19 protein-coding genes are annotated in these 21815 nt (G+C 37.0%); 5 read left to right on the top strand and 14 right to left on the bottom strand.

Annotated features, from left to right (window positions below; genetic code table 11):
* Positions 1 to 8 precede the first annotated feature (8 nt).
* Genes ACK3CR_RS09030 through ACK3CR_RS09020 form a run of 3 tightly spaced genes read right to left on the bottom strand, consistent with a single transcriptional unit; the run spans position 9 to position 4164 of the window.
* A complete protein-coding gene (locus ACK3CR_RS09030; RefSeq protein ID WP_410914199.1) occupies positions 9 to 860 on the bottom strand; it encodes a 3-hydroxybutyryl-CoA dehydrogenase in 852 nt (283 codons plus the stop codon).
* Positions 861 to 874: 14 nt separating this feature from the next.
* On the bottom strand, positions 875 to 2050 hold the full coding sequence (locus ACK3CR_RS09025; protein WP_328123917.1) for an acetyl-CoA C-acetyltransferase: 1176 nt from the start codon (positions 2048 to 2050) through the stop codon (positions 875 to 877).
* 11 nt (positions 2051 to 2061) lie between these two features.
* Entirely contained in the window at positions 2062 to 4164 is a 2103-nt protein-coding gene (locus ACK3CR_RS09020; RefSeq protein ID WP_488975264.1) for a (Fe-S)-binding protein, read from the bottom strand.
* A gap of 162 nt (positions 4165 to 4326) precedes the next feature.
* Between ACK3CR_RS09020 and cls the strand changes: the two genes are divergently transcribed.
* Both cls and uvsE read left to right on the top strand, forming a co-directional pair.
* A complete protein-coding gene (gene cls / locus ACK3CR_RS09015) occupies positions 4327 to 5517 on the top strand; it encodes a cardiolipin synthase (protein WP_243516276.1) in 1191 nt (396 codons plus the stop codon).
* Positions 5518 to 5530: 13 nt separating this feature from the next.
* Positions 5531 to 6487, top strand: coding sequence for a UV DNA damage repair endonuclease UvsE (uvsE, locus tag ACK3CR_RS09010; protein WP_488975263.1), 957 nt, complete (start codon positions 5531 to 5533; stop codon positions 6485 to 6487).
* Between the two features lie 36 nt (positions 6488 to 6523).
* On the opposite strand, the gene argS is transcribed toward uvsE, so the two are convergent.
* From argS to ACK3CR_RS08985, 5 genes are all read right to left on the bottom strand, one after another.
* Positions 6524 to 8194 carry an arginine--tRNA ligase gene (gene argS / locus ACK3CR_RS09005; protein ID WP_243516272.1) on the bottom strand — a complete coding sequence of 557 codons (1671 nt, stop codon included), beginning with the start codon at positions 8192 to 8194 and terminating at the stop codon, positions 6524 to 6526.
* Positions 8191 to 8628 (bottom strand): YwiB family protein, encoded by a 438-nt coding sequence (locus ACK3CR_RS09000; RefSeq protein WP_243516270.1) that lies wholly within the window; start codon positions 8626 to 8628, stop codon positions 8191 to 8193. The genes argS and ACK3CR_RS09000 overlap by 4 nt, the downstream gene beginning before the upstream one ends.
* Before the next feature lie 144 nt (positions 8629 to 8772).
* The gene (locus tag ACK3CR_RS08995; RefSeq protein WP_410914197.1) at positions 8773 to 9774 is read right to left on the bottom strand and encodes a FecCD family ABC transporter permease; all 1002 of its coding nucleotides are present in this window, start codon (positions 9772 to 9774) and stop codon (positions 8773 to 8775) included.
* Positions 9771 to 10769, bottom strand: a complete 999-nt coding sequence (locus ACK3CR_RS08990) for a FecCD family ABC transporter permease (protein WP_410914196.1) — start codon at positions 10767 to 10769, stop codon at positions 9771 to 9773. The genes ACK3CR_RS08995 and ACK3CR_RS08990 overlap by 4 nt, the downstream gene beginning before the upstream one ends.
* An 84-nt stretch (positions 10770 to 10853) precedes the next feature.
* The gene (locus ACK3CR_RS08985; RefSeq protein ID WP_410914195.1) at positions 10854 to 11819 is read right to left on the bottom strand and encodes an ABC transporter substrate-binding protein; all 966 of its coding nucleotides are present in this window, start codon (positions 11817 to 11819) and stop codon (positions 10854 to 10856) included.
* A gap of 239 nt (positions 11820 to 12058) precedes the next feature.
* Here ACK3CR_RS08985 and ACK3CR_RS08980 point away from each other — a divergent pair, with 239 nt between their 5' ends.
* A complete protein-coding gene (locus ACK3CR_RS08980) occupies positions 12059 to 13927 on the top strand; it encodes an RNA polymerase sigma factor (protein ID WP_410914194.1) in 1869 nt (622 codons plus the stop codon).
* 34 nt (positions 13928 to 13961) lie between these two features.
* Here the strand turns inward: ACK3CR_RS08980 and speB are convergent, their stop codons facing one another.
* Both speB and speE read right to left on the bottom strand, forming a co-directional pair.
* On the bottom strand, positions 13962 to 14834 hold the full coding sequence (gene speB, locus ACK3CR_RS08975; RefSeq protein ID WP_488975262.1) for an agmatinase: 873 nt from the start codon (positions 14832 to 14834) through the stop codon (positions 13962 to 13964).
* Positions 14835 to 14888: 54 nt separating this feature from the next.
* Positions 14889 to 15716 carry a spermidine synthase gene (gene speE, locus ACK3CR_RS08970; protein ID WP_019394756.1) on the bottom strand — a complete coding sequence of 276 codons (828 nt, stop codon included), beginning with the start codon at positions 15714 to 15716 and terminating at the stop codon, positions 14889 to 14891.
* Positions 15717 to 16025: 309 nt separating this feature from the next.
* Between speE and mtgA the strand changes: the two genes are divergently transcribed.
* Complete coding sequence (gene mtgA / locus ACK3CR_RS08965) at positions 16026 to 18095, top strand: monofunctional biosynthetic peptidoglycan transglycosylase (protein WP_488975261.1); 2070 nt, start codon at positions 16026 to 16028, stop codon at positions 18093 to 18095.
* Positions 18096 to 18127: 32 nt separating this feature from the next.
* Here mtgA and ACK3CR_RS08960 read toward each other — a convergent pair whose 3' ends face one another.
* Both ACK3CR_RS08960 and ACK3CR_RS08955 read right to left on the bottom strand, forming a co-directional pair.
* Entirely contained in the window at positions 18128 to 18646 is a 519-nt protein-coding gene (locus ACK3CR_RS08960; protein ID WP_243516252.1) for a YwhD family protein, read from the bottom strand.
* A 35-nt stretch (positions 18647 to 18681) separates the two neighbouring features.
* Positions 18682 to 19335 (bottom strand): site-2 protease family protein, encoded by a 654-nt coding sequence (locus tag ACK3CR_RS08955; RefSeq protein ID WP_243516250.1) that lies wholly within the window; start codon positions 19333 to 19335, stop codon positions 18682 to 18684.
* Positions 19336 to 19497: 162 nt separating this feature from the next.
* On the opposite strand from ACK3CR_RS08955, the gene thmT reads away from it, so the two are divergent.
* Entirely contained in the window at positions 19498 to 19683 is a 186-nt protein-coding gene (gene thmT / locus ACK3CR_RS08950; RefSeq protein WP_019394752.1) for a 2-hydroxymuconate tautomerase, read from the top strand.
* A 28-nt stretch (positions 19684 to 19711) separates the two neighbouring features.
* Here thmT and ACK3CR_RS08945 read toward each other — a convergent pair whose 3' ends face one another.
* Together ACK3CR_RS08945 and ACK3CR_RS08940 are read right to left on the bottom strand one after the other, a co-directional pair.
* Positions 19712 to 20227 carry a YwgA family protein gene (locus tag ACK3CR_RS08945; protein ID WP_243516248.1) on the bottom strand — a complete coding sequence of 172 codons (516 nt, stop codon included), beginning with the start codon at positions 20225 to 20227 and terminating at the stop codon, positions 19712 to 19714.
* 164 nt (positions 20228 to 20391) lie between these two features.
* Entirely contained in the window at positions 20392 to 21708 is a 1317-nt protein-coding gene (locus ACK3CR_RS08940) for an HD domain-containing protein (protein WP_243516246.1), read from the bottom strand.
* Positions 21709 to 21815: the final 107 nt, after the last annotated feature.

Here is a 21815-nt window from a genome sequence, read left to right as displayed (position 1 = left end):
CACTCCTCTTATTCATACTCGTAAAAACCGCGCTTTACTTTATGACCAAGGTACCCCCCTTTCACGTATTGCTTTAGAAGTGGACAAGGTCGATATTTATCATCACCAAATCCTTCATGCAGTACCTCCATAATGAACAAGCATGTGTCAAGACCAATAAAATCAGCAAGCTGTAGAGGGCCCATTGGATGATTCATTCCAAGCTTCATCACTTCATCAATTGCTTCTTTTGAAGCTATTCCCTCGTATAAAGCGTATATTGCCTCATTGATCATTGGCATTAAAATACGGTTAGATACAAAACCAGGAAAGTCATTTACTAGCACAGGAACCTTTCCTAGAGACTCTGTTATACTATTAATCTCTTTATATGTTTCCTCAGATGTAGAGAGTCCACGAATTACTTCAACAAGCTTCATAACAGGAACAGGATTCATAAAATGCATGCCAATGACTTTCTCAGGCCTTTTTGTTACAGCCCCAAGTTCTGTAATTGAAAGAGCAGATGTATTAGAAGCTAATATAGCTTCCCTTTTTACTATCTGATCAAGTTTTTTAAAGACTTCTTTCTTTACTTCTAAATTTTCAACGATTGCTTCAATTACAATATCAGCATCATGCCCATTACTGAGACTTGTTGTGCCTTGAATTCTTGATAGCGTTTCATTCATCTCACCTTCTTTTATCTTTTCCTTCTGAACTGCTTTTTTAAGAGAGGTTTCAATTTTGCTCATCCCTTTTTGCAGTGCTTGTGTATCAAGGTCATAGAGAACAATATTATAAGAAGCGGAAGCGAGAACTTGAGCAATCCCCGCTCCCATCTGCCCTGCACCAATCACCATCGCCTTTCGCTTTTCCATTCCATTTCCTCCTTTCAAACTTTAATCATAAGTGCGTCACCTTGCCCTCCACCGCTGCATATTGAGGCAATTCCGAATCCTCCTCCTATCCGCTGTAATTCATGAATGAGCGTGACTAAAATACGGGCTCCGCTTGCTCCAATAGGATGACCAAATGCTAGGGCACCACCATTTACATTTACTTTTGAAGCTTGAAGGCCTTCTGTTTTCATATTTATTAAAGCAACAGCTGCAAAAGCTTCATTGATTTCAAATAGAGAAATATCTTCAACCTTCTTACCTGTTTTGGCTAATAGTTTACGAATTGCTAAGCCTGGTGTTTTAGGAAAGTCTTTTGGTTGAAGGGCTAATGATGTGTAATCGACAATTGTAGCTAATGGTCGATATCCTAATTCATATGCTTTTCTTTGGCTCATCATCATTAAGGAAGCGCTTCCATCATTGACTCCTGGGGCATTCCCAGCTGTTATTGTCCCCCCATCATTAAAAGCTGGCCTTAATTTTTTTAGTTTTTCAGCTGTTGTGTTTCGTCTCAGTGACTCATCTTCTTCTATAAAAAGAGAACCTTTACTATTCTTCACCTGAACAGGGACAATTTCCTCCTTAGAATATCCCTTCTCATAAAAGAGAGCAGCCCTTTCATGGCTTCTTACAGCCCACTCATCTTGTTCTTCTCTTGTAAGCTGAAATTCTTCAGCTGCTGTATCGCCATAACTCCCCATTGCAGCTCCTGTAAACGTACATGTTAACCCATCATGCATCATGAGATCTTTCAAACTTTGATTTCCCATTTTATGTCCAAAGCGAGCATGCTCCAAAAAATACGGAGCATTGCTCATAGATTCCATTCCTCCTGCAATAACCGCTTCACTTTCTCCAAGCCGAATTAAAAAGTCCCCTTCTATTACAGCTCTCATTCCTGAGGCGCATACTTTATTAATTGTCTCTGTTTTAACATTCCAGTCTAATCCACCTTTAAAAGAAGCCTGCCTTGATGGAAGCTGACCTTGACCTCCCTGTAGCACATTTCCAAGCAATACAGTATCAACAACCTCTTTCGCCTCTTTTTTCTCTTCTAACAAAGCTCTGATTGTCTTCCCACCTAAATCGCTTGCTGTTAAATTTCTAAAATGTCCTCCAAGTCTACCAAAAGGAGTGCGCTTTGCTGCAACAATAACTGATTTCATTATTTTCCCTCCTTTTATGCTTTCTCACTAGAGTCAAAGACAGCCTTCTCAAGAAGCTCTGCAACGTCGTATGTTCCGACTTTATCTTCTACTTCTTTTGCTTTTGTACCATCGCTTAACATTGTTAAACAATAAGGACACCCCGAACTAATGACAGTTGGTTTCACCTCTAATGCCTGCTCTGTTCGGGTTACATTAATTCGAGACCCTGCTGTCTCTTCCATCCACATTAAGCCACCACCAGCTCCACAGCACATCCCTTTCTCTCGATTTCGTTCCATTTCCAGAAGATTTACCCCTGGAATGGCTTTTAAAATCTCTCTTGGAGGTTCATATACTTCGTTGTAGCGGCCAAGATAGCAAGAATCATGGAATGTAATGCTTTCATTTACTTCATACTTTGGCACAAGTTTCTTTTCTTTAAGAAGAGAGGCGAGTATTTCAGTATGATGATATACATTGCCTTTAAACCCAAAATCAGGATATTCATTCTTAAACGTATTGTATGCGTGAGGATCAATTGTAATAATGTTCTTAACTTCATTTTTCTCAAATTCCTGAATGTTCGCTGCCACAAGTTCTTGAAAAAGAAACTCATTTCCTAATCTTCTTGGTGTATCTCCAGAGTTTTTTTCCTTATTACCAAGGATTGCAAATTCTACTCCTGCTTCACGCAAAAGCTTCACAAGAGAAAAGGTAATTTTCTGACTTCGGTTATCAAGCGCACCCATTGATCCTACCCAAAGTAAATATTGAAACGTTTTTCCTTCTTTTTTGAGCTCTTTCACCGTTGGAACGTTAACATCTTGAAGCGTACGCCACTTTTCCTTTTCTTTTCTGTTAATTCCCCATGGATTACCTTGACGCTCGATATTTGTCATCGCTCTTTTCCCGTCTCCATCCATCTTTCCTTCTGTTAAAACAAGATAGCGGCGTAAATCAATAATTTTATCAACATGCTCATTCATTACTGGGCACTGATCTTCACAGTTTCGACATGTTGTACAGGCCCAAATCTCTTCTTCTGTAATCACATCGCCAATTAATGATGGGTTATAGCTGAGAGTTGCTGCTGATTCCTCAATCCCCTGCTGTTTACTTTTTAGAGCAAGCTGATTGCCGTGTGTATTATTGAAAGCAAACGCAGGGACCCATGGAGTTCTTGACGTTACAGCAGCTCCTTTATTTGTGAGATGATCACGAAGCTTTAAAATTAAGTCCATTGGAGAAAGCATTTTTCCTGTTCCAGTTGCTGGACATACATTTGTACATCGGCCACACTCTACACACGCATAAAGGTCAAGAAGCTGACCTTGAGTAAACTCCTCAATTGTTCCAACTCCAAATGTCTCTTTGCTTTCATCTTCAAAATCAATTTTTTCAAGTTTACCAGGAGGAGTAAGACGATTTAAATAAACGTTAGCAGGACCTGCAATTAAATGAGCATGCTTTGATTGTGGGACATACACTAAAAAAGCGAGGAGCAATAAAAGATGTACCCACCATGCGACATAAAAAAGAACAGTGGCTCCTGTTTCTGGCAGAAAGCTAAACAAACTTGCAATAAGAGAAGCAACAGGCTCTGACCAACCTAGTTGTTCGTTATGCCAAATAAGGCTCATTCCATTTCCTGCAAGAACTGAGATCATGAGTCCACCAATAAAAAGAAGAACAAGACCTGATTTGAACCCTCTTTTCAAACGTACTAGCTTTTCAATATATCTACGATGAAAAGCCCATAAAACTGCAACTACAATTAGAAGCGTCACAATTTCTTGAAAAAAGGTGAACCCTCCATAGAAAGGACCAAATGGCAAATGATATCCTGGAAAAAGTCCTTTTATAATAAAATCAAGAGCTCCAAATTGCACAAGAATAAAACCATAAAAAAAGAGAACGTGAATAATACCGCTCTTTCTATCTTTCAACAGCTTCTTCTGTCCAAAAACATTTACAACAACCTTACGATAGCGTTCTTTCACTTCTCCATCAAATTCTATTTTCCTTCCTAACCTGATGTAGGCTAGCCTTGTTCTAATAAGATATGAGAACAAGAAAACAGCGTAAGCGGTTACAAACAAAAAAGCTAACATGTTAATCCATAAGAGCATTGTCACTTTTTCCCCTCCTTTTAACATGAAAACATCAGGAATCTTTTTGTAGTATAGTACTTTTATTGTATAAATTGAATGAACATTCAGTCAACCCTTTCCTTTCTTAAATTTAGAAATAATCTTAGTCAAAAAAGGGCAAGGTATAACAAAGCGAGGAGGCGGATTATGATTGCATTAACAATTATCGGTCTTATATTTTTATTGATTGTTCTTCTCATTATTGACTTTAACTGCGGTTCTGCTCTTCATAGAAAAACAGCTAAGGAAACCCTCTATCCGAAGCGAAATGGAGACGTTACTTTTTATACAGAAGGATATGATCTTTTTGAACAACTCTTCTCTGATGTACGAAATGCTACAAAAAGTATTCATGTACTTTTTTATATTATTCGCTCAGATGAAGTTGGACAGGAATTTCTAACTCTTTTGAAAGAAAAAAGACAGCAAGGTGTCGAGGTATGTCTTCTTCTTGACTGGGTTGGAAGCTCTCTTACTAAAAAAGATATTCAACTCTTAAGAGAAAAAGGTATAAAATTTTCATTTACGCACAAACCTACTTTTCCTTTTCTTTTCTATAAACTAAACACAAGGAATCATCGAAAAATCACAGTTATTGATAATTCAATTGGCTATATTGGCGGTTTTAATATTGGCAAAGAGTATTTAGGCTTTAATCCAAAGCTTGGGGCATGGAAAGATTTTCACCTCCGCATAACAGGAGAAGGAGTTGCAGATCTTCAAAATCAGTTTTGCGAGGATTGGAAACGGGAAACAGAAGAAGTACTATATCCACCTGAGCCTTCATACAACGGGACGTTTCCTTGTTCTTTCCAATTTAAAGCAACAGATGGTAAAACACTTGAACAAGATTTTATAACAATGATTGAGAAAGCCAAAAAAGACATTTATATTGGTACACCTTATTTTGTTCCGAGTCAAAAATTGTTTCAACCCCTTCTTGATGCAATAGATCGAGGGGTAAATGTAAACATTCTCACACCACTTAAAGCTGATCACCCTCTTATTCCTGATTCTGCTTTTCCCTATTATAAGCCTCTCCTAAAAAAAGGAGGCCGTGTTTTTCGTCATTACTATGGTTTTTATCATTCTAAAGTCATCGTGATTGATGATGTGATGTGTGATATTGGAACAGCAAATTTTGATAAACGAAGTCTTTTTCTTAACAAGGAAATTAACTGTTATATGTACTCTCCTTCATTTATTTTGCAGGTTAAAAAAATTGTATGTGACGACATAAACGATGCAGAAGAGTTAATGTTAGAAGATATCCAAAAAAGAACGTTGTTTCAGAAAACAAAAGAGCAAATTTCAAAATTGGTATCGCCACTTCTATGAGAGGAGTTTCACTATGTTTATTCGGTTTGGCTATGTGTCACATGCTTTGAACCTTTGGGAAGGTTCTCCTGCTAAAACAATGACATTTACGCGTTTTAAACAACTCGATAAAGAACAGCGGCTTGAGCAACTAAAAAATGTAACAGCACAAAATCTTCAAACAACATGGCGCATCCTTCACTATAATGTTGGCCATGAAATTGAACTTTATCGCCTTTCTTCTTCCCTTGTTCCACTTGCAACACACCCTGAGGTAAACTGGGACTACCTCGAGATTTTCGGTTCAAAATTAAAAGAGATTGGTACTTTTATTAAAAGACATAATTTACGGGTTAGCTTTCATCCGAATCAATATACGCTTTTTACGAGTGATAAACCTCATATCACAAAAAATGCTGTTCGTGATATGGAGTATCATTACAATATTTTAGAAGCAATGGGCGTTGAGAAAACGTCCCTTATCAATATCCACGTTGGCGGAACTTATGGCGACAAACCTTCTGCTATTGAACGTTTTCATAAAAATTTAAAAAAGCTCCCAACTCCTATCAAACAAAAAATGACGCTTGAAAATGATGATAAAACATATACAGCAGAAGAAACACTAAAAATATGTCAGCACCAAGGAATCCCTCTTTTATTTGATTATCACCATCATCAAGCAAATTTGAGTGAAACACCACTTGAAGAGTTGCTTGTACCTATTTTTGATACATGGAAAGAAAGGAACTTAAAACCCAAAGTACATCTCTCCTCTCCAAAATCCGAAAGCAGTTTTAGAAGTCATAGTGATTATTTATCACTCGATTTTGTGAAACCATTTTTCAAAACAGCTCGTGAGTTAAATAGAGATTTTGATGTCATGATTGAAGCAAAAGGCAAAGATAAAGCACTGCTTCAATTTGTAGAAGAGGTAAGTAAGCTACGCGGCATAAAACGAGCAAGCGGCGGAAGCATTGTTTGGCGATAAAAAAATCTCCCACAACATAGAGGGAGATTTTTTTATTTACATTTTTTCTGGAGCTGATACACCAATTAATGCGAGAGCATTTTGAAGTGTAATGCGCACTGTTTGTATAAGAGCTAAACGAGCTTTTGTTGTTTCAATATTTTCTTTATCTAGTACTTTCTCGGCATTGTAGAAGCTGTGAAGTGCAGAAGCTAGATCAAAGATATAGTTCGAAATGCGGTGTGGAATACGTTTTAACGCTGCTTCTCCAACAACCTGCGGGAATTCTCCTACTTTCTTAAGCAAATCAATTTCTTTCTCTGCTTTGATTAGAGAGAAGTCTACATCCTTATTAAACGAGATGTTCAGTTCCTCCGCTTGACGAAGCATACTGCAAATACGCGCATGTGCATACTGAGCATAGTAAACAGGATTGTCATTTGATTTTGATACAGCAAGATCCAAATCAAAGTCCATATGAGTATCAGCACTGCGCATTGCGAAGAAATAGCGAGTCGCATCAAGACCAACTTCTTCGACAAGGTCGCGCATTGTAACAGCTTTTCCTGTACGCTTACTCATCTTCATTTTCTCGCCATCTTTATAAAGGTGTACAAGCTGAATAATTTCAACTTCAAGCGTATCTTTATCGTATCCTAATGCTTGGATAGCCGCTTTCATACGGGGGATATAACCGTGGTGGTCTGCTCCCCACACGTTGATAAGTTTGTTGAATCCACGTTTAATTTTATCTTGGTGATATGCAATATCAGGTGTTAAGTATGTGTAAGAACCATCATTTTTAATAAGTACGCGGTCTTTATCATCACCAAATGTTGTCGAACGGAACCATGTTGCTCCTTCTTCTTCATATACATGACCTTGTTCTTTTAATGTTTCTAGAGCATCATCAATTTTACCGTTTTGATAAAGAGATGTTTCAGAATACCATACATCAAAAGGTACACGGAAGTTCTCTAAATCTGTTTTTAATTTTTCCATTTCATATTTTAAGCCGTATTCACGGAAAAATGCCAAACGTTCTTGTTCATCCATATTGACGTATTTATCGCCTTCTTGTTCTGCAAGTTTTTTTCCAATTTCAATAATGTCTTGACCATGATAACCATCTTCAGGCATTTCTTTTTCTTGACCAAGAGCTTGCATATAACGAGCTTCAACAGATGACGCAAGATTATTAATTTGATTACCAGCATCGTTAATATAATACTCACGAGAAACTTCATAACCTGCTTTATCTAAAATATTACAAAGAGAATCCCCAACAGCTGCACCACGTGCATGTCCTAAATGTAGACTTCCAGTTGGGTTTGCTGAAACAAATTCAACCTGAACTTTTTCGCCTTCGCCAACGTTTGTTTCCCCATATGCATCGCCAGCTTTCATCACAACTGGAATTAAGTCTGTTAAATAGCTATTATTCATATAAAAGTTAATAAACCCTGGACCTGCAATTTCTAATTTTTCAATAGATGCTTTTGTTTTATCAAAGTTTGCTACGATATCTTCTGCAATTGCACGAGGAGCTTTACGTGCAACACGAGCAAGCTGCATCGCCATATTTGTTGCATAGTCACCGTGTGTTTTGTCTTTTGGTGTTTCTAACACAACATCTGGAAGTTGTTCTTCAGTTGCTAATCCAGCTTTTAAAACAGCTTGTTTTACTTCTGCTTTCAAATTCTCCTGCACTTGTTCTACTATATTCATTGCTCTTCTTCCTCCTTGACTGTCACAGTGAGCGCATACTTTCCTGCTTTTTCTCCCTGTAGATATAAATCATATGATAAAAAAAGACGGACTTTCGTCTTGAATTGCTGATATTCAATGTTATGTGTTTCTGTTAAAACATGAAAAATGCCGTATGGACTTTTATAAGACCCTTCTGTTTTTTGCTGTTTTTTAAATGTTTGCTTCATTGTTACAGCACCAGAACGGTTCAGAAGTACTTCTACTTTACCAATTTTTAAAAGAGTACGAATTTCTTCGCCATCTTGTTCTTCGTCATATTTAATATAGATGCTGTCTCCCTTTTCATAAAGAAGCCCTCTTGAATTTGTTTTTACAATTTCTTTACGTGCTCCGTCACGAATATCTGAGACAACTTCTACGCTTACTTTTTTACCTGTTGATGATATGCTCATCTCAACACTTCCTTACAATTCTAGCATAACTATTAACCTTTATAGTATAAGGATTGTTTTCATAAAATTCAATGTGAGGATGCCTTTAATTTCATTTTTTACATTCTCTCGTATTCTAATCAATAAAAGAGTATTTACTGTTCACTAGCTTGATTTGCGCTCACTTTTTAACAAGTAAAGGAAATAAGGAGCTCCAATAACAGCTGTAATAATCCCTGCTGGAATTTCAGTTGGTGGAACAAGTCCTCTTCCTAGGCTATCAGATGCAAGAAGAATAACAGCCCCGCAGAGAGCTGAAGCAGGAAGCAATACACCTGCTCGATTTCCAACAAGTCTTCTTGAAATATGCGGAGCAATTAAACCAATGAATCCAATTGATCCAACAACAGCTACACTTAACCCTGTTAAAACAACAGCTACCGCTAAAAGAATATATCGAGTTTTTTTCGCCTTCTCCCCTAATCCCACTGCAACATCGTCCCCTAGAGCTAGAATATTCAGTTTTGAGGAGAGCAGGAAACAGAATGGAATAATAATGAGGCACGGGATAAGGAGAACAAGTTCATCCCATCCGCGACTCCAAAGGCTTCCTGTTAACCATACTAGTGTTGTATTCACATCGTCTGGAAACTTAATCATTGTATATTGAATACCAGCCTGACAAATAGCACCTAATGCCACACCAACAAGCGCAAGCGTGCTTGGTCTCATATTTGTTCGGTGCGAGAAAATCATAAGCAAAAGAGCAATAATAGAGGCCCCTATAAATGCAGAAATAGGCAATGTTATAAGAGGTGAACTTGGCAGTAAGATGATTACAATCGCAGCAGCTAAACCAGCTCCTTTTGTGACGCCAATCACATCAGGGGAAGCAAGCGGATTACGTAAGATCCCCTGCAATATTGCTCCTGAAATTCCTAAACAAGCTCCGACAACTAAAGCAATAAGGACGCGTGGAAGTCGATAGTTATAGAGAATAAAGAAATTATCTTGAACACCGAAAAAGAAGGTTTGCAAAACGCTCCACGGTGAAATATAGATGGAACCAACGCCTAGGCTCATAACGCTAAGTGCTAAAACAATAATGAGTAGGATAAGAATTGTTGAAACTGGATGTTTCTTCTTTATAGCAGCGGCTTTCTTCATGATTTAGCCTCCTTTCCTTTAGTAGCCAGATAGAGAAAGAAAGGGGCTCCAATTAATGCTGTAACAATACCAACCGGTGACTCAAATGGATAGGCAATAAATCGTGAGAGTACATCAGCATATACCATTAAAACAGCCCCAAATAAAGCTGAGAATGGAAGAATAATAGTATAATTTCCACTTCCAAAAATCTTTCGTACAATATGAGGAACAATAAGCCCAACAAACCCAATTGGACCTGCTACAGCAACAGAAGAGCCTGCTAAGATAACAACAATCAAGGAAACAAAAATTCGAATCCCTTTCACTTTTAGTCCAAGTCCTTGTGCAACACTTTCTCCCAGTACAAAAATAGAAATGGATTTTGCACAAAGTATTGCAGCTATTAATCCGACAATAGCCCAAGGTAAAATAATTTGCACATGACTCCAATCTTTCCCATCAATTGCTCCAACTAACCAATATAGAACATCTTTTGCCTGCTCACTCATTACAATAAAGGCCTGTGTTAAAGACGAAAGAAATAGATGAACAGCCATACCTGCTAAGGCAAGCTTCACATCTGTTATCCCTCCTCCAGAGGCAAATGAATACACAACAATGCCCCCTAATAGAGCTCCTAACAAGGCAAAATAGACGGTTGTAGAAACAGACATTGCCGGGAATAAAACAAGAGAGCTTACCACAATAAGCGATGCTCCTGCATTTACGCCGAATACTTGCGGCGATGCGAGAGGATTTCTTGTTAAAGCCTGCATAAGCGCTCCTGCTACAGCTAGATTAGCTCCTACAATAATAGCTAATATAGCTCTAGGGAGACGCAATGTTCGAATTACAACTTGCTCTTTTGAACCATCTGGATTGAATAAAGCACCTATAAATGTACCTACACCTGTATGTGTAGCTCCAATTAGAACACTTCCCATCGTACCAATCACAAGAAGGAAAAGAGCAAGAAGAAAAACACCATAAATTTTTATTTTTGAACTCTCCACTTCAAACACACCACACTTTTATGACTATTTCTCTCTACAAAAAAAGAAGTAAGAAAAGAGTTTTCTTACTTCTTTTTTCATAACTTAATCTTGTTTCTTTTCATCTAGCAACTTGTTTATGTCTTTTCCGATATTTTCAGCTGAAATAATACCACGGAAACGAGTCCATAAATCACGGTCAACGTTATAGACTTGATTATTTTTCACAGCTTTTAAGTCTTTCCAAAGTGGATTATCTTTCCACTCATCTGTTAAAAGCTTTCCTTCATTGTTTGCTAAAATCAAGATGTCTGGATCAATTTTTGAAAGCTGCTCTAAGTTCATTTGAGCATAAGCATCTTTTGTGTCGATTGGATTTTTAAATCCAAGCTGTTCTAAAAGCTGTCCATCATATGATGAAGAAGTATGAGCTTGGAACGAAGTATCACGTACAACAGCAGGTAGAACAGTTGCTTTTTCATTATCAGCAAGTTTTTCTTTTAAATCTTTCATCGTTTGTTTATGTTCTTCAAGACGTTTTTTGCCTTGTTCTTCTTTATTCATTGCTTTTGCAATTGTTGTGAACGCATCTAGGTTTTCTTCATATGTAGATTCACGGCTTTTTAATACAATTGTTGGCGCAATTTGCTGTAACTCTTTATAAATAGCTTTATGACGCTGTGCATCTGCAATAATTAAATCTGGTTGTAAAGAGCTAATAACTTCTAAGTTTGGCTGCTCGCGTGTTCCAACTGAAGTATAGTCCATTTTCTTGTCAACTAACTTTTCAATCATATCTTTTTTATTATCATCTGCAATTCCAACAGGCTCTACGCCAAGAGCATTAAGAGAATCAACAAATGATAGTTCCAATGTAACTACGCGCTTCGGTGTACCTGTAATTTCTGTTTTGCCTAGCTCATGCTGAACAGTTCTGGTTTCCTCTTTACTTGAGCTTTTCTTCTCTTTTTCTTCACTATTTTGCGAAGAGCTACATCCTGCTAATGCAACTATAAAAGTTAGCAAAATGGCTACAAGAGAAAAAGTCCATTTCTTGGTGTTACAAACCATTGTGAATTCCTTCTTTCTACTTAATACTTAATATTGATAACAATTATCAGTGTTATTATCTTACAACCCTTTCACATTGTGGGTCAATCCCTTATAAATTGTTTATTCGACATAATAACGTATTATTCACTAAATTCTTTCAGGAAATGTGAGCTATTTTGATTTATTTCCCAAGAAATTTTTCTTTAAGACCAACTATTTTGCACTCTATCTCGTCTTACATCATAGGAGGGATCATTGTGGAAGAAACACAACTAGTCAAAAGAGCTCAACAAAGGGAAAAAGGGGCTTTTGAACATCTGATGGAAATCTACGCACCTAGACTTCAAAGGATTATTAATGCCTATGCCCTTAATAAATACGATTTAGAAGATATTAAACAAGAAACAATCATTCGTATGTTTGTTTCTCTTCCAAACTTATTACACCATCGCTCCTTCACTTTCTGGATGAAGAAAATTGCCATTCATACTTCTATTGATTTTTATCGCAAAAAAGACCGAGAGATCCCAATTGAAAATGTACAAGAAATAAAAAAGCCTTATAAGGAAGAAAATGAACATTTATTTTGGGTTGCACAAATTCTTGATGAACTAGATAAGAGAAAAAGCCAAATCCTCTTTCTGAAGATTATCGATGATTATACATTCAAACAAATTAGTCATATTGTAGGTCTTACAGAAAGTACAGTGAAAAGTCATTATTATGGTGGCATAAAAAAGCTAAAAACGATTCTCGCAGCAGAGTCAATTGGGGAGGTTCAGAATATGTTAGAAACGTTAAAAGAAAAAGCAATTAGTATGTTCTCTATTCCTTCTAGTTATGACCTTTTGATTGAACAGGACTATTCAGAAGAAATATTATTTGCATGGGAAGATAAAGCTGAGGAAACTGGTTTTATGATCTCTTTTCATCCTAATGGAGAGCTACTCTCCTATTCAAGAGAGATGAACCATACTCACATTCGATACGCTGAGGAAGTATTATATAAAAAAGCCCTAATATTTCTCCAAGATCAAACAAATTTGTGCCCTTCCTCCTTTTCAAAAACTTCGCCTACTTTTTTAGCAAAAAGTATACGCTTTGAATGGATAATGAAACATAACGGCTATAAAATTGATAATAGCGGCTTCTTTATCGACGTTTCGTATGATGGATATGTGATTAATTTTAAAAGGTATTGTACAACTAATTTCCTTCATTTCCAAAATCCGCAAGAAGAAGTACATGTAGAAGCTGTAAAAGATTATCTTATGAAACAAACCTCATGCAATTTGTTTCTTTCAACATCCAATAATAAAGGGAAGCTTGTTTACAAAATAGAGCCTCCGTTTTATAGCGTTGAGGTTGATGAGTTTTCTTCATATCCTATAAAAGAAGAAGACCTAGTCTTATCTAAACCACTGAGGTCTGTAAACCCAAGTACAGAAACTGTTGAAGAAATGATTGGGCTAACAGATGAACATGAATGTATTCGAGAAAGTAAAGACCCTGAGTTAAGAGGAAAAGTGTTTCGAAAGAAAAATCTTACTATTGTCTCGTCAGATAAAAGTGTTGATAGCTATATGAGAGACCGAAACGAGGAGACCGTTAAAATCCAATATACAGAGAAGGGAAAAATAAAAGGAATCTTCTCGTTTGAGACTCCTCCTGCAAACTTAAGAAAGAAATGCAATCGAAAACAAGGATATGAGCGTGCACTGCAATTTTTGGAGAAGGTGCTTCCTTCTTATCAAACGGTTCTTCGCTTTGGTGGAGTTAAATATAATTCCGACGAATCATGGGTTCTCACAACTTTTTATCTTGACTCAGCCATTCCTTTTGAGTATGGAGGAGTTGTTCATGTTAGCATTTGTCGAAAAACTCAACATATCGCATATTATATGGGACCTGATTTTGAAGTCGAAGAGATTCTTGCTCTAGGGAAGCAAACACCTCATATTTCTGTTACAAGTGCAAAAGAAACTCTTCTATCATCCCTTGAGATAGAAGCTATCTGGCAAGAAGGTGAAGAGAAGGATTGCTTTACTTTACATTATCAAACAAATCTATTAGAACCTAACTTTCATTTACGTATGAATGCAAAAACAGGAGATCTTTTGGATTAAAAAAAGGCAGCTTTTTATAAGCTGCCTTTTCTAATTATTTTACCCAACCAAGCATCATTTCACGAATAAGTTTGCTTGCTGTATTTGCTGTTTGTTCTGAATTATCATAGATTGGAGCAACTTCTACTAGATCTCCTCCAACAACATTGATGTTAGAACGTGCGATTTCATGAATCGAAGCAAGAAGCTCTTTTGAAGTGATCCCTCCTGCGTCAACCGTTCCCGTTCCAGGAGCATGTGCTGGGTCTAATACATCAATATCAATCGTCACATAAACAGGACGTCCTGCTAGTTTTGGCAAGATTTCTTTTAAAGGCTCTAATACTTCAAATTTCGAAATATGCATCCCATTGTCTTTAGCCCATTGAAATTCTTCTTTCATACCTGAACGAATTCCAAATGAATAGACATTTTCAGCTCCAATATGCTCAGCAATTTTACGAATTGGAGTTGAGTGTGATAAAGGCTCTCCTTCATATTCAACACGCAAATCTGTATGTGCATCCATATGAATAATTGCAAGATTTGGATATTTCTTGGCCATTGCTTTCATAACAGGCCATGATACAAGATGTTCTCCTCCCATACCAAGTGGGAATTTGTCATCTTTAAGAAGATCACCTACATATTCTTCAATCATATCGATGCTGCGCTGTGCATTTCCGAACGGAAGTGGAATATCTCCTGCATCAAAGTACGCTACATCTTCTAATTCACGATCAAGGTATGGGCTATATTCTTCAAGTCCAATTGAAACTTCACGGATACGTGTTGGACCAAAACGAGAACCTGGGCGGTAGCTTACTGTCCAATCCATTGGCATTCCGTAAAGAACAACTTTACTTTCTTCATAACTTTTATGACTTCCGATAAACACATTACCAGAATAGGCTTCATCAAAACGCATTATACTGACTCCCTTCAAACAATAGGAAGCCATGAGAGTCCCCATGGCTTTTTCTTATTTTAGTAGATCTGCTACAAATTTAGGTAGAGCGAACGCTGCTTTATGCAGTTCCTTTGTGTAATATTTCGTTTCAATTTCATGGAAGCGTTCTTCACTTACTTCTAAAGGATCGTACTTTTTAGAACCAAGTGTGAATGTCCAAAGACCGCTTGGATATGTTGGAATGTTAGCTGTATAAAGACGCGTGATTGGGAAAATTTCCGCTACGTCACGTTGCGCATTTGCAATAAGGTCTGCTTTAAACCAAGGGTTGTCTGTTTGGGCAACAAAGATACCATCTTCTTTTAGCGCTTTATAAATCCCTGCATAGAAACCTTTCGTAAATAAGTTTACAGCAGGACCAACTGGCTCTGTTGAATCAACCATAATAACGTCATATGCATTTTCACTTTTTGCAATGTGCATGAATCCGTCACCAACTTGAACATCTACACGTGGGTCTTCTAATTGACCTGCTATTGTTGGTAAATATTTTTTAGAGTACTCGATTACTTTTCCATCAATATCAACAAGTGTTGCTTTTTTCACGCTTGGATGTTTTAAAATTTCGCGGATAACGCCACCGTCTCCTCCACCAACAACAAGTACATGCTCTGGATTTGGGTGTGTGAAAAGTGGTACATGTGCGACCATTTCATGATATACAAACTCATCTTTCTCTGTTGTCATAACCATATCATCAAGAAGAAGCATGTTACCAAACTCTTCTGTTTCTACCATGTCTAACTTTTGGAATTCTGTTTGTTCTGTGTGAAGCGTTTTATTAATTTTTGCTGTAATACCAAAGTTCTCTGTTTGTTTCTCTGTAAACCAAAGACTCATTATACTTCATCCCTTCTATATCAAATATCCTCTTGTCCACATTAACATTTAGTAGTGTATTCGCAAAATCGAAAAGTACACGTAAAATATGTACGAATTGTTCTTCAGATAAGGAGCTTGTTAACCTTATGTTAAGGCATACTCGCAAGTTTCCCACCTTAGTATAGATTAATCTCGTAAAAAAGCAAGCGTTTTTTGCATGATCTTATTCTATGAAAATTCTTCTAAAATTCAAGGCTATTTTGATGTTTAAAACTCCGCTTTTTTTTCAATACTGTTTTATGTATGAAGAAAACGGAGGTGAATACTTTGGAGCTAAATGCAAGCAAGTATCAACAGAAGCTCAAAAAAGTGGGGCGTCGAGCTATTGCCTTAAGCATTATCCTATTAATCTTATTTTGTATCTCTCTCGGCGTCATGTGGATGATAGCAAAAATTCAAGGAGCTCCTCCTCTATCTGTACCTCAAACGACTATTCTTTATAATGCTGATAAATCTCTATTAGAAGAAATGCATCATGGTCAAAAAAGATATTGGGTTCCAATTGAAAACATTTCTCCTCATGTTATTCAAGCAACTATATCTGTTGAAGATCAGAATTTTTATAATCATCATGGATTTGATCCCAAACGGATTGCAGGTGCTGCTGTTGCCGACTTAAAAGCAATGGCAAAAGTTCAGGGCGCGAGTACTATTACACAGCAATATGCGCGTAACTTGTTTCTTGAACATGATAAAACATGGATTCGGAAATTGCGGGAAGCATGGTATACAGTCCGGTTAGAAACGAACTATGACAAAGACCGTATTTTAGAAGGATATTTAAACACAATCTACTACGGACATGGGGTATACGGTATAGAAGCAGCTTCTCGATACTATTTTAATAAGAATGCTTCAAAACTCACGCGTAGTGAAGCTTCTATTCTTGCAGGAATCCCAAAGGGACCAAGCTACTACTCGCCTTTCAATAACCTAGAGAATGCCAAAGAAAGACAGAAAATCATCTTAGCCGCTATGCAAAAAGAAGGTTTCATTACACAAGAAGAAGAGAAGAAGGCTTTTGCTGCTAAGCTTTCCTTTCATGAAATAAAAGAGGAAGAAAAGCAAGATATTGCTCCTTATTTTGTTGATGAAGTAAAAAAACAAGTAAAGGAAAAGCTTCATTTAACAAATGAACGTGAACTTCATGGGCTACGAATTTATACTACTTTAAATCCAAAGCTTCAAAAGCTAGCTGAAAAGAAAGTGGAAAAAACAATTGACCCTGACTCTTCCATTCAAACAGGATTTATTGCTATGGATCCTAAAACAGGTGCTGTAAAAGCATTAATTGGTGGAAAAGATTACGAAGAAAGCCCTTTTAACCGTGCAACTCAAGCAGTGAGACAGCCTGGCTCAACAATGAAAGTACCGCTCTATTACGCAGCTATTGAACATGGACTCACTCCTTCTACATTATTTAAAAGCGAGCCAACCGTTTTTACATTTGGAAAAGGAACAAAAGAAACGAAATACAAACCAAGCAATTACCATGATTACTATGCAAATGATAATATTACACTTTCACAAGCCATCGCTCTTTCTGATAATATTTATGCGGTAAAAACAATGCAGTATATCGGAGCGGATCAGCTTGTTCAAACTTCAAAAGAAATGGGCATTAAAAGCAACATTAAACCTGTTCCTTCCCTCGCCCTCGGCACCTCTCCTGTTCGTCTAAGTGAGATGGTTAATGCATATGGAATGATTGAGAATGGAGGACGAGAAATTGAACCGACCTTTGTAACTAAAGTGGAATCTTATGATGGAAAAGTACTTTATGAAGCACCAAAAGAGCACAAACAAGTACTTGATGAAGATGCTGCATATGTGACCACACACCTCATGACAGGTATGTTTGATGAACGTTTAAATGATTATACAACTGTGACAGGGAATTCCATTAACAAAAAAACAACGCATATCTATGGCGGGAAATCCGGAACAACACAAACAGATAGCTGGATGATTGGATTTTCCCCAAGCCTTGTAGCAGGTGTATGGACTGGCTATGACAAAGACCAAACAATGGACAAAGTGACAGAAAGAAGCTATGCCAAAAACATTTGGGTTTCGTTTATGGAAGAAGCTCATAAAGGAAAAACAGTTCAAGCCTTTTCACCATCTAAAGGGGTTGTAGGCGTTCTGGTGAATCCAGACAACGGAAAGCTTGCTACTAAAGACTGTCCAAATACGAGGCTTACTTATTATGTTAAAGGCACAGAGCCAACGGAGTACTGTGATGAACATATGGAACATACTGAAGAGAAGAAACAAGAAAAAAAAGAAAAGAAAGAGGAAGATGGATTTTGGAAGAAAGTCCTTCCTTGGGCATAAAAAAGACGTGGAGCTTAAGCTCCACGTCTTTTTTATGCTTCTAGCAGCGCTTTTTTCAGTTCTGGTTCTGAAGCATTCCAAAGTGTTTCATTATGCCCTTTTAAAAATTCACGTAGTAAGTGTTTTGATTTTTCGTCCATATGATCGACAATAATATGGTGTTTCATTGATTTATCCATACGATTTACATGTTCTGGAAGAGACTTATATCCACGACGTGCTTCACGGTTAACCGTCATCTCACAAGCTGTTACTCCTGCATAATAAGGAGACTCTGGTTTTCTTCCAATCGTTACCCAAACAAGCCAATAAAACTTATCTCCTGCTGGCACTTCTTCACGGTTTGGTAAAAACTTAATTCCTTTTTCAACGACACTGCGAGCATGCATTGCACCGATGTCTACAAAAACCTCTTCATCTTCAAGATCAATGAAAACAGGTGAAACATTATCTAAACTAAGAGCTCCAACACCAAATCCTCCATGACCATCTGTTGGGTCACTTTTAATGATATTAAATGCTGCTTTTTTCTTTTTCGGTTGTTGATCCATTTTAAAACTTCCTCCTATCTTGTATACAGTTGTTTTTAAAAAAAGAACGGACTTAATATACGTGTAAATGTTTGCATTACGCTTGGAATCCCTTGATTGTAAATCGGTGAAATCACGTATTGATCAAGAGGTGTAATCACAATAATTAAAAATAGCAAAATTCCATATGATTCATACTGTTTCATCTTGATTCGAATATTTGTTGGGGCTAAATCCTCTAATATTCTATATCCATCAAGAGGAGGAAAAGGCAACAAATTAAAAATGAAAAGAAGAATATTCAGCATGATAAATAAGTTAAGAAATTCATACAAATACTGATTGTTTGATGCTACTTGCGCATTAACCAGAGCATAATAACAAATTGTCCCAATAAAGGCCAAAACAAGGTTGCTTAATGGACCTGCAATGGATACAAGAACACCCGCAAGTCTTGGACGCTTAAAGTTCCGTGGATTAACAGGAACAGGCCTCGCCCATCCAAACCCTGCAATAATAAGCAGAAGTGTTCCGAATGGATCTAGATGGGAAATGGGTGATAGCGTTAACCTTCCTTCATTCTTCGCTGTTGGGTCACCAAATAGATTGGCTACAAAGGCATGCGAGAATTCATGAATTGTAAAAGCTATAATAAGAGTGATTACAACAAAAGGCATTTGTTGTAATGGAAATGCTAAAAACTGTTCCACATCATTTCTCCTCTACACCATATTTAAAATTTCAACTTCTTGCCCTTAGTATACTATATTAGAGTCTCCTCTTCATGCAAATGGAAAGGTATGATTTTTCTTTCTAATTATAAAAGAAAGAGCTACACTAAATAATGATATCTATTTTAAGGAGGAACTAATATGCCATATGTAACAGTAAAAATGTTAGAAGGTCGCACAGATGAGCAAAAACGTGCTCTTGTTGAGAAAGTAACGGAGGCTGTTGTAGAAACAACAGGTGCTTCTAAAGAGAAAGTAGCCGTTATTATTGAAGAAATGAGTAAAAACAACTATGGTGTTGCAGGAAAGCGTATAAGTGATCAATAAAAAAAGAGGCTCTATTCGAGAGCCTCTTTTATAGTGGAGAATGAATCGTCTCACGAAGAGACGAGATATAGCTATATGCATCATTAACCTCTTCTTGTGTATAACGCTGTTTGCTTTTTAATGTGAATACTTTTTCCGCCACTTCTTCAGGTGGTAACGTTTCAAAGTAAAGAACGGTTGAAACAAGTTCAAGAAACCTTGAGCTTTGTTCATTCATGCTTTTCACACAATCATTCAAGAAAGGAAAATCTAAATCCTGGTGATGCTCTAGAAATATTTCCCCCTCTTGAGTTAGCTCATAGCGGTACTGCATATAACCGCCTTTGTTTTCTTTTATTTCTGTCAAAAAACCTAAATTACAAAGCTCTTCAACTCGAAGCGTCAATTCTTCTGAATATGGTCCAAAAAAATGAAAGTTGTATTTCTCATAAAACGGATAGTCTAGCTTCTTTGCAATAAAAATCATTTTCTGCAGCTTTTTTCGCCCAATAATTTCCCCTGCAGATAAAAATACTTTAATAATTTTAGCATGATCCTTCAACAAGGCCCCTTCAACTCCTATACTTCAAAAAATTTCCCTGGAAGCTTGTCTCTCGTAGCTTTAACGCTCTCTACTTTTAGTCTATTTAATAGAGTATCACGTTCATTTTTGCTCGTCACCCTAGCAAAATCTTAGAAATGTAACGTAAAACTTAAGATTATGCCCTTTTATCTCATTTCTTCAAACAAGAGCTTACGAATTTGCTCCTTGACTTTTCGTTTTGAGGATAGTTGGTCAATTGCATCCTGAGGGAAATAGAGCTTATGATCTGTTCTCTTCTTCCCTGAAATAGCTTCAACAATTTCAGACTGACGAGAAAGCTCACGTAATTCCCCACTTGGCATTAATAAATGGATTGGTAGACGCTCTTCTTCTTCACCAGGACGGTAAAAATCATATGGAAGATCACTGGATGAATCAATCACTAAATAATAATCTGGATCTATCCCCGCTTTTTTGAAAAGCTGTGTCAGTTCCATCCACATCTTCATTTTCACCTGTGAATTTGGATTGAATTCAATGTATTTGAATAAGTTGCGGTTAAGAAAACGACGGCAAAGATCTGACAAAATAGCATCTTCTTCTTCTTGCCATGTTTGAAAATAAAACATAATAATGGATTCATCTAACTTTACATAATCCTCAACAGTGACTTTTCCTTCAAAAATAGAATAAAAGTGACGCGGAGGCTGCTTGAATTCATAGTTCTTTTCATATAAATGTTTAGCTCGGTGGAGAATTTTCGTTAAAATTACTTCAGCACTTCTTGTTACAGGGTGGAAATAGATTTGCCAATACATTTGATAACGACTCATAATATAGTCTTCAACGGCATGCATTCCACTATGTTTAATAACAACCTGATCTTCTCTTGGACGCATAACACGAAGGATTCGTTCCATGTCAAAATGACCATAACTAACTCCTGTAAAATAGGCATCACGCTGCAAATAATCCATCCGGTCCGCATCAATTTGGCTTGAAATTAAACTAACAACAAGTTTATTTCGATATGTCTTAGCAATTACTTCTGCTACATCTTTTGGGAATCTATTTCCCATTCGGCGTAGAACTGCGTTAACTTCTGTATCTCCTAGAATAATTGCTTGGGTAAAATCCTCATGATCGAGATGAAAAACTTTTTCAAAAGAGTGCGAGAAAGGACCATGACCTAAATCGTGCAAAAGAGCAGCACAAAGACTTACTAGGCGTTCATTGTTATCCCACTCTTCCCTATCTTGAAAAACATCATCTACAATTCGGCGAATAATTTCATATACTCCTAGAGAGTGATTAAAACGGCTGTGCTCGGCTCCATGAAACGTCATATAAGTAGTTCCAAGCTGGCGAATCCGCCGAAGTCGCTGAAACTCTGCCGTACCAATTAAATCCCAGATCAGTTTATCTCGAACATGAACATAACGATGAACTGGATCTTTAAATACTTTTTCTTCACTTAGTTTTCCACTTGGATATGTCGTCATCTAGTTACCTCTCTATTTTTAAGCTTCTGTTATGTTAATCCCATTCGACAAAAGGTTGTTAATTCCTATATTGACTCTAAAACTTTCGATTTTAAGATGAGAGAGGA

Source organism: Priestia sp. TRM10, from assembly GCF_057808375.1.
The sequence above is the reverse complement of the archived record's forward strand: the minus strand, read 5'-3'. Positions and strand labels throughout refer to the sequence as shown.

What these genes read in the sequence shown, in the direction of transcription:
- ACK3CR_RS09030 (WP_410914199.1), bottom strand. Translation starts at nt 860, where the DNA reads ATGGAAAAGCGAAAGGCGATGGTGATTGGTGCAGGGCAGATGGGAGCG.
- cls (WP_243516276.1), top strand. Translation starts at nt 4,327, where the DNA reads ATGATTGCATTAACAATTATCGGTCTTATATTTTTATTGATTGTTCTT.
- uvsE (WP_488975263.1), top strand. Translation starts at nt 5,531, where the DNA reads ATGTTTATTCGGTTTGGCTATGTGTCACATGCTTTGAACCTTTGGGAA.
- argS (WP_243516272.1), bottom strand. Translation starts at nt 8,194, where the DNA reads ATGAATATAGTAGAACAAGTGCAGGAGAATTTGAAAGCAGAAGTAAAA.
- ACK3CR_RS09000 (WP_243516270.1), bottom strand. Translation starts at nt 8,628, where the DNA reads ATGAGCATATCATCAACAGGTAAAAAAGTAAGCGTAGAAGTTGTCTCA.
- ACK3CR_RS08995 (WP_410914197.1), bottom strand. Translation starts at nt 9,774, where the DNA reads ATGAAGAAAGCCGCTGCTATAAAGAAGAAACATCCAGTTTCAACAATT.
- ACK3CR_RS08985 (WP_410914195.1), bottom strand. Translation starts at nt 11,819, where the DNA reads ATGGTTTGTAACACCAAGAAATGGACTTTTTCTCTTGTAGCCATTTTG.
- speB (WP_488975262.1), bottom strand. Translation starts at nt 14,834, where the DNA reads ATGCGTTTTGATGAAGCCTATTCTGGTAATGTGTTTATCGGAAGTCAT.
- speE (WP_019394756.1), bottom strand. Translation starts at nt 15,716, where the DNA reads ATGAGTCTTTGGTTTACAGAGAAACAAACAGAGAACTTTGGTATTACA.
- ACK3CR_RS08960 (WP_243516252.1), bottom strand. Translation starts at nt 18,646, where the DNA reads ATGGATCAACAACCGAAAAAGAAAAAAGCAGCATTTAATATCATTAAA.
- thmT (WP_019394752.1), top strand. Translation starts at nt 19,498, where the DNA reads ATGCCATATGTAACAGTAAAAATGTTAGAAGGTCGCACAGATGAGCAA.
- ACK3CR_RS08940 (WP_243516246.1), bottom strand. Translation starts at nt 21,708, where the DNA reads ATGACGACATATCCAAGTGGAAAACTAAGTGAAGAAAAAGTATTTAAA.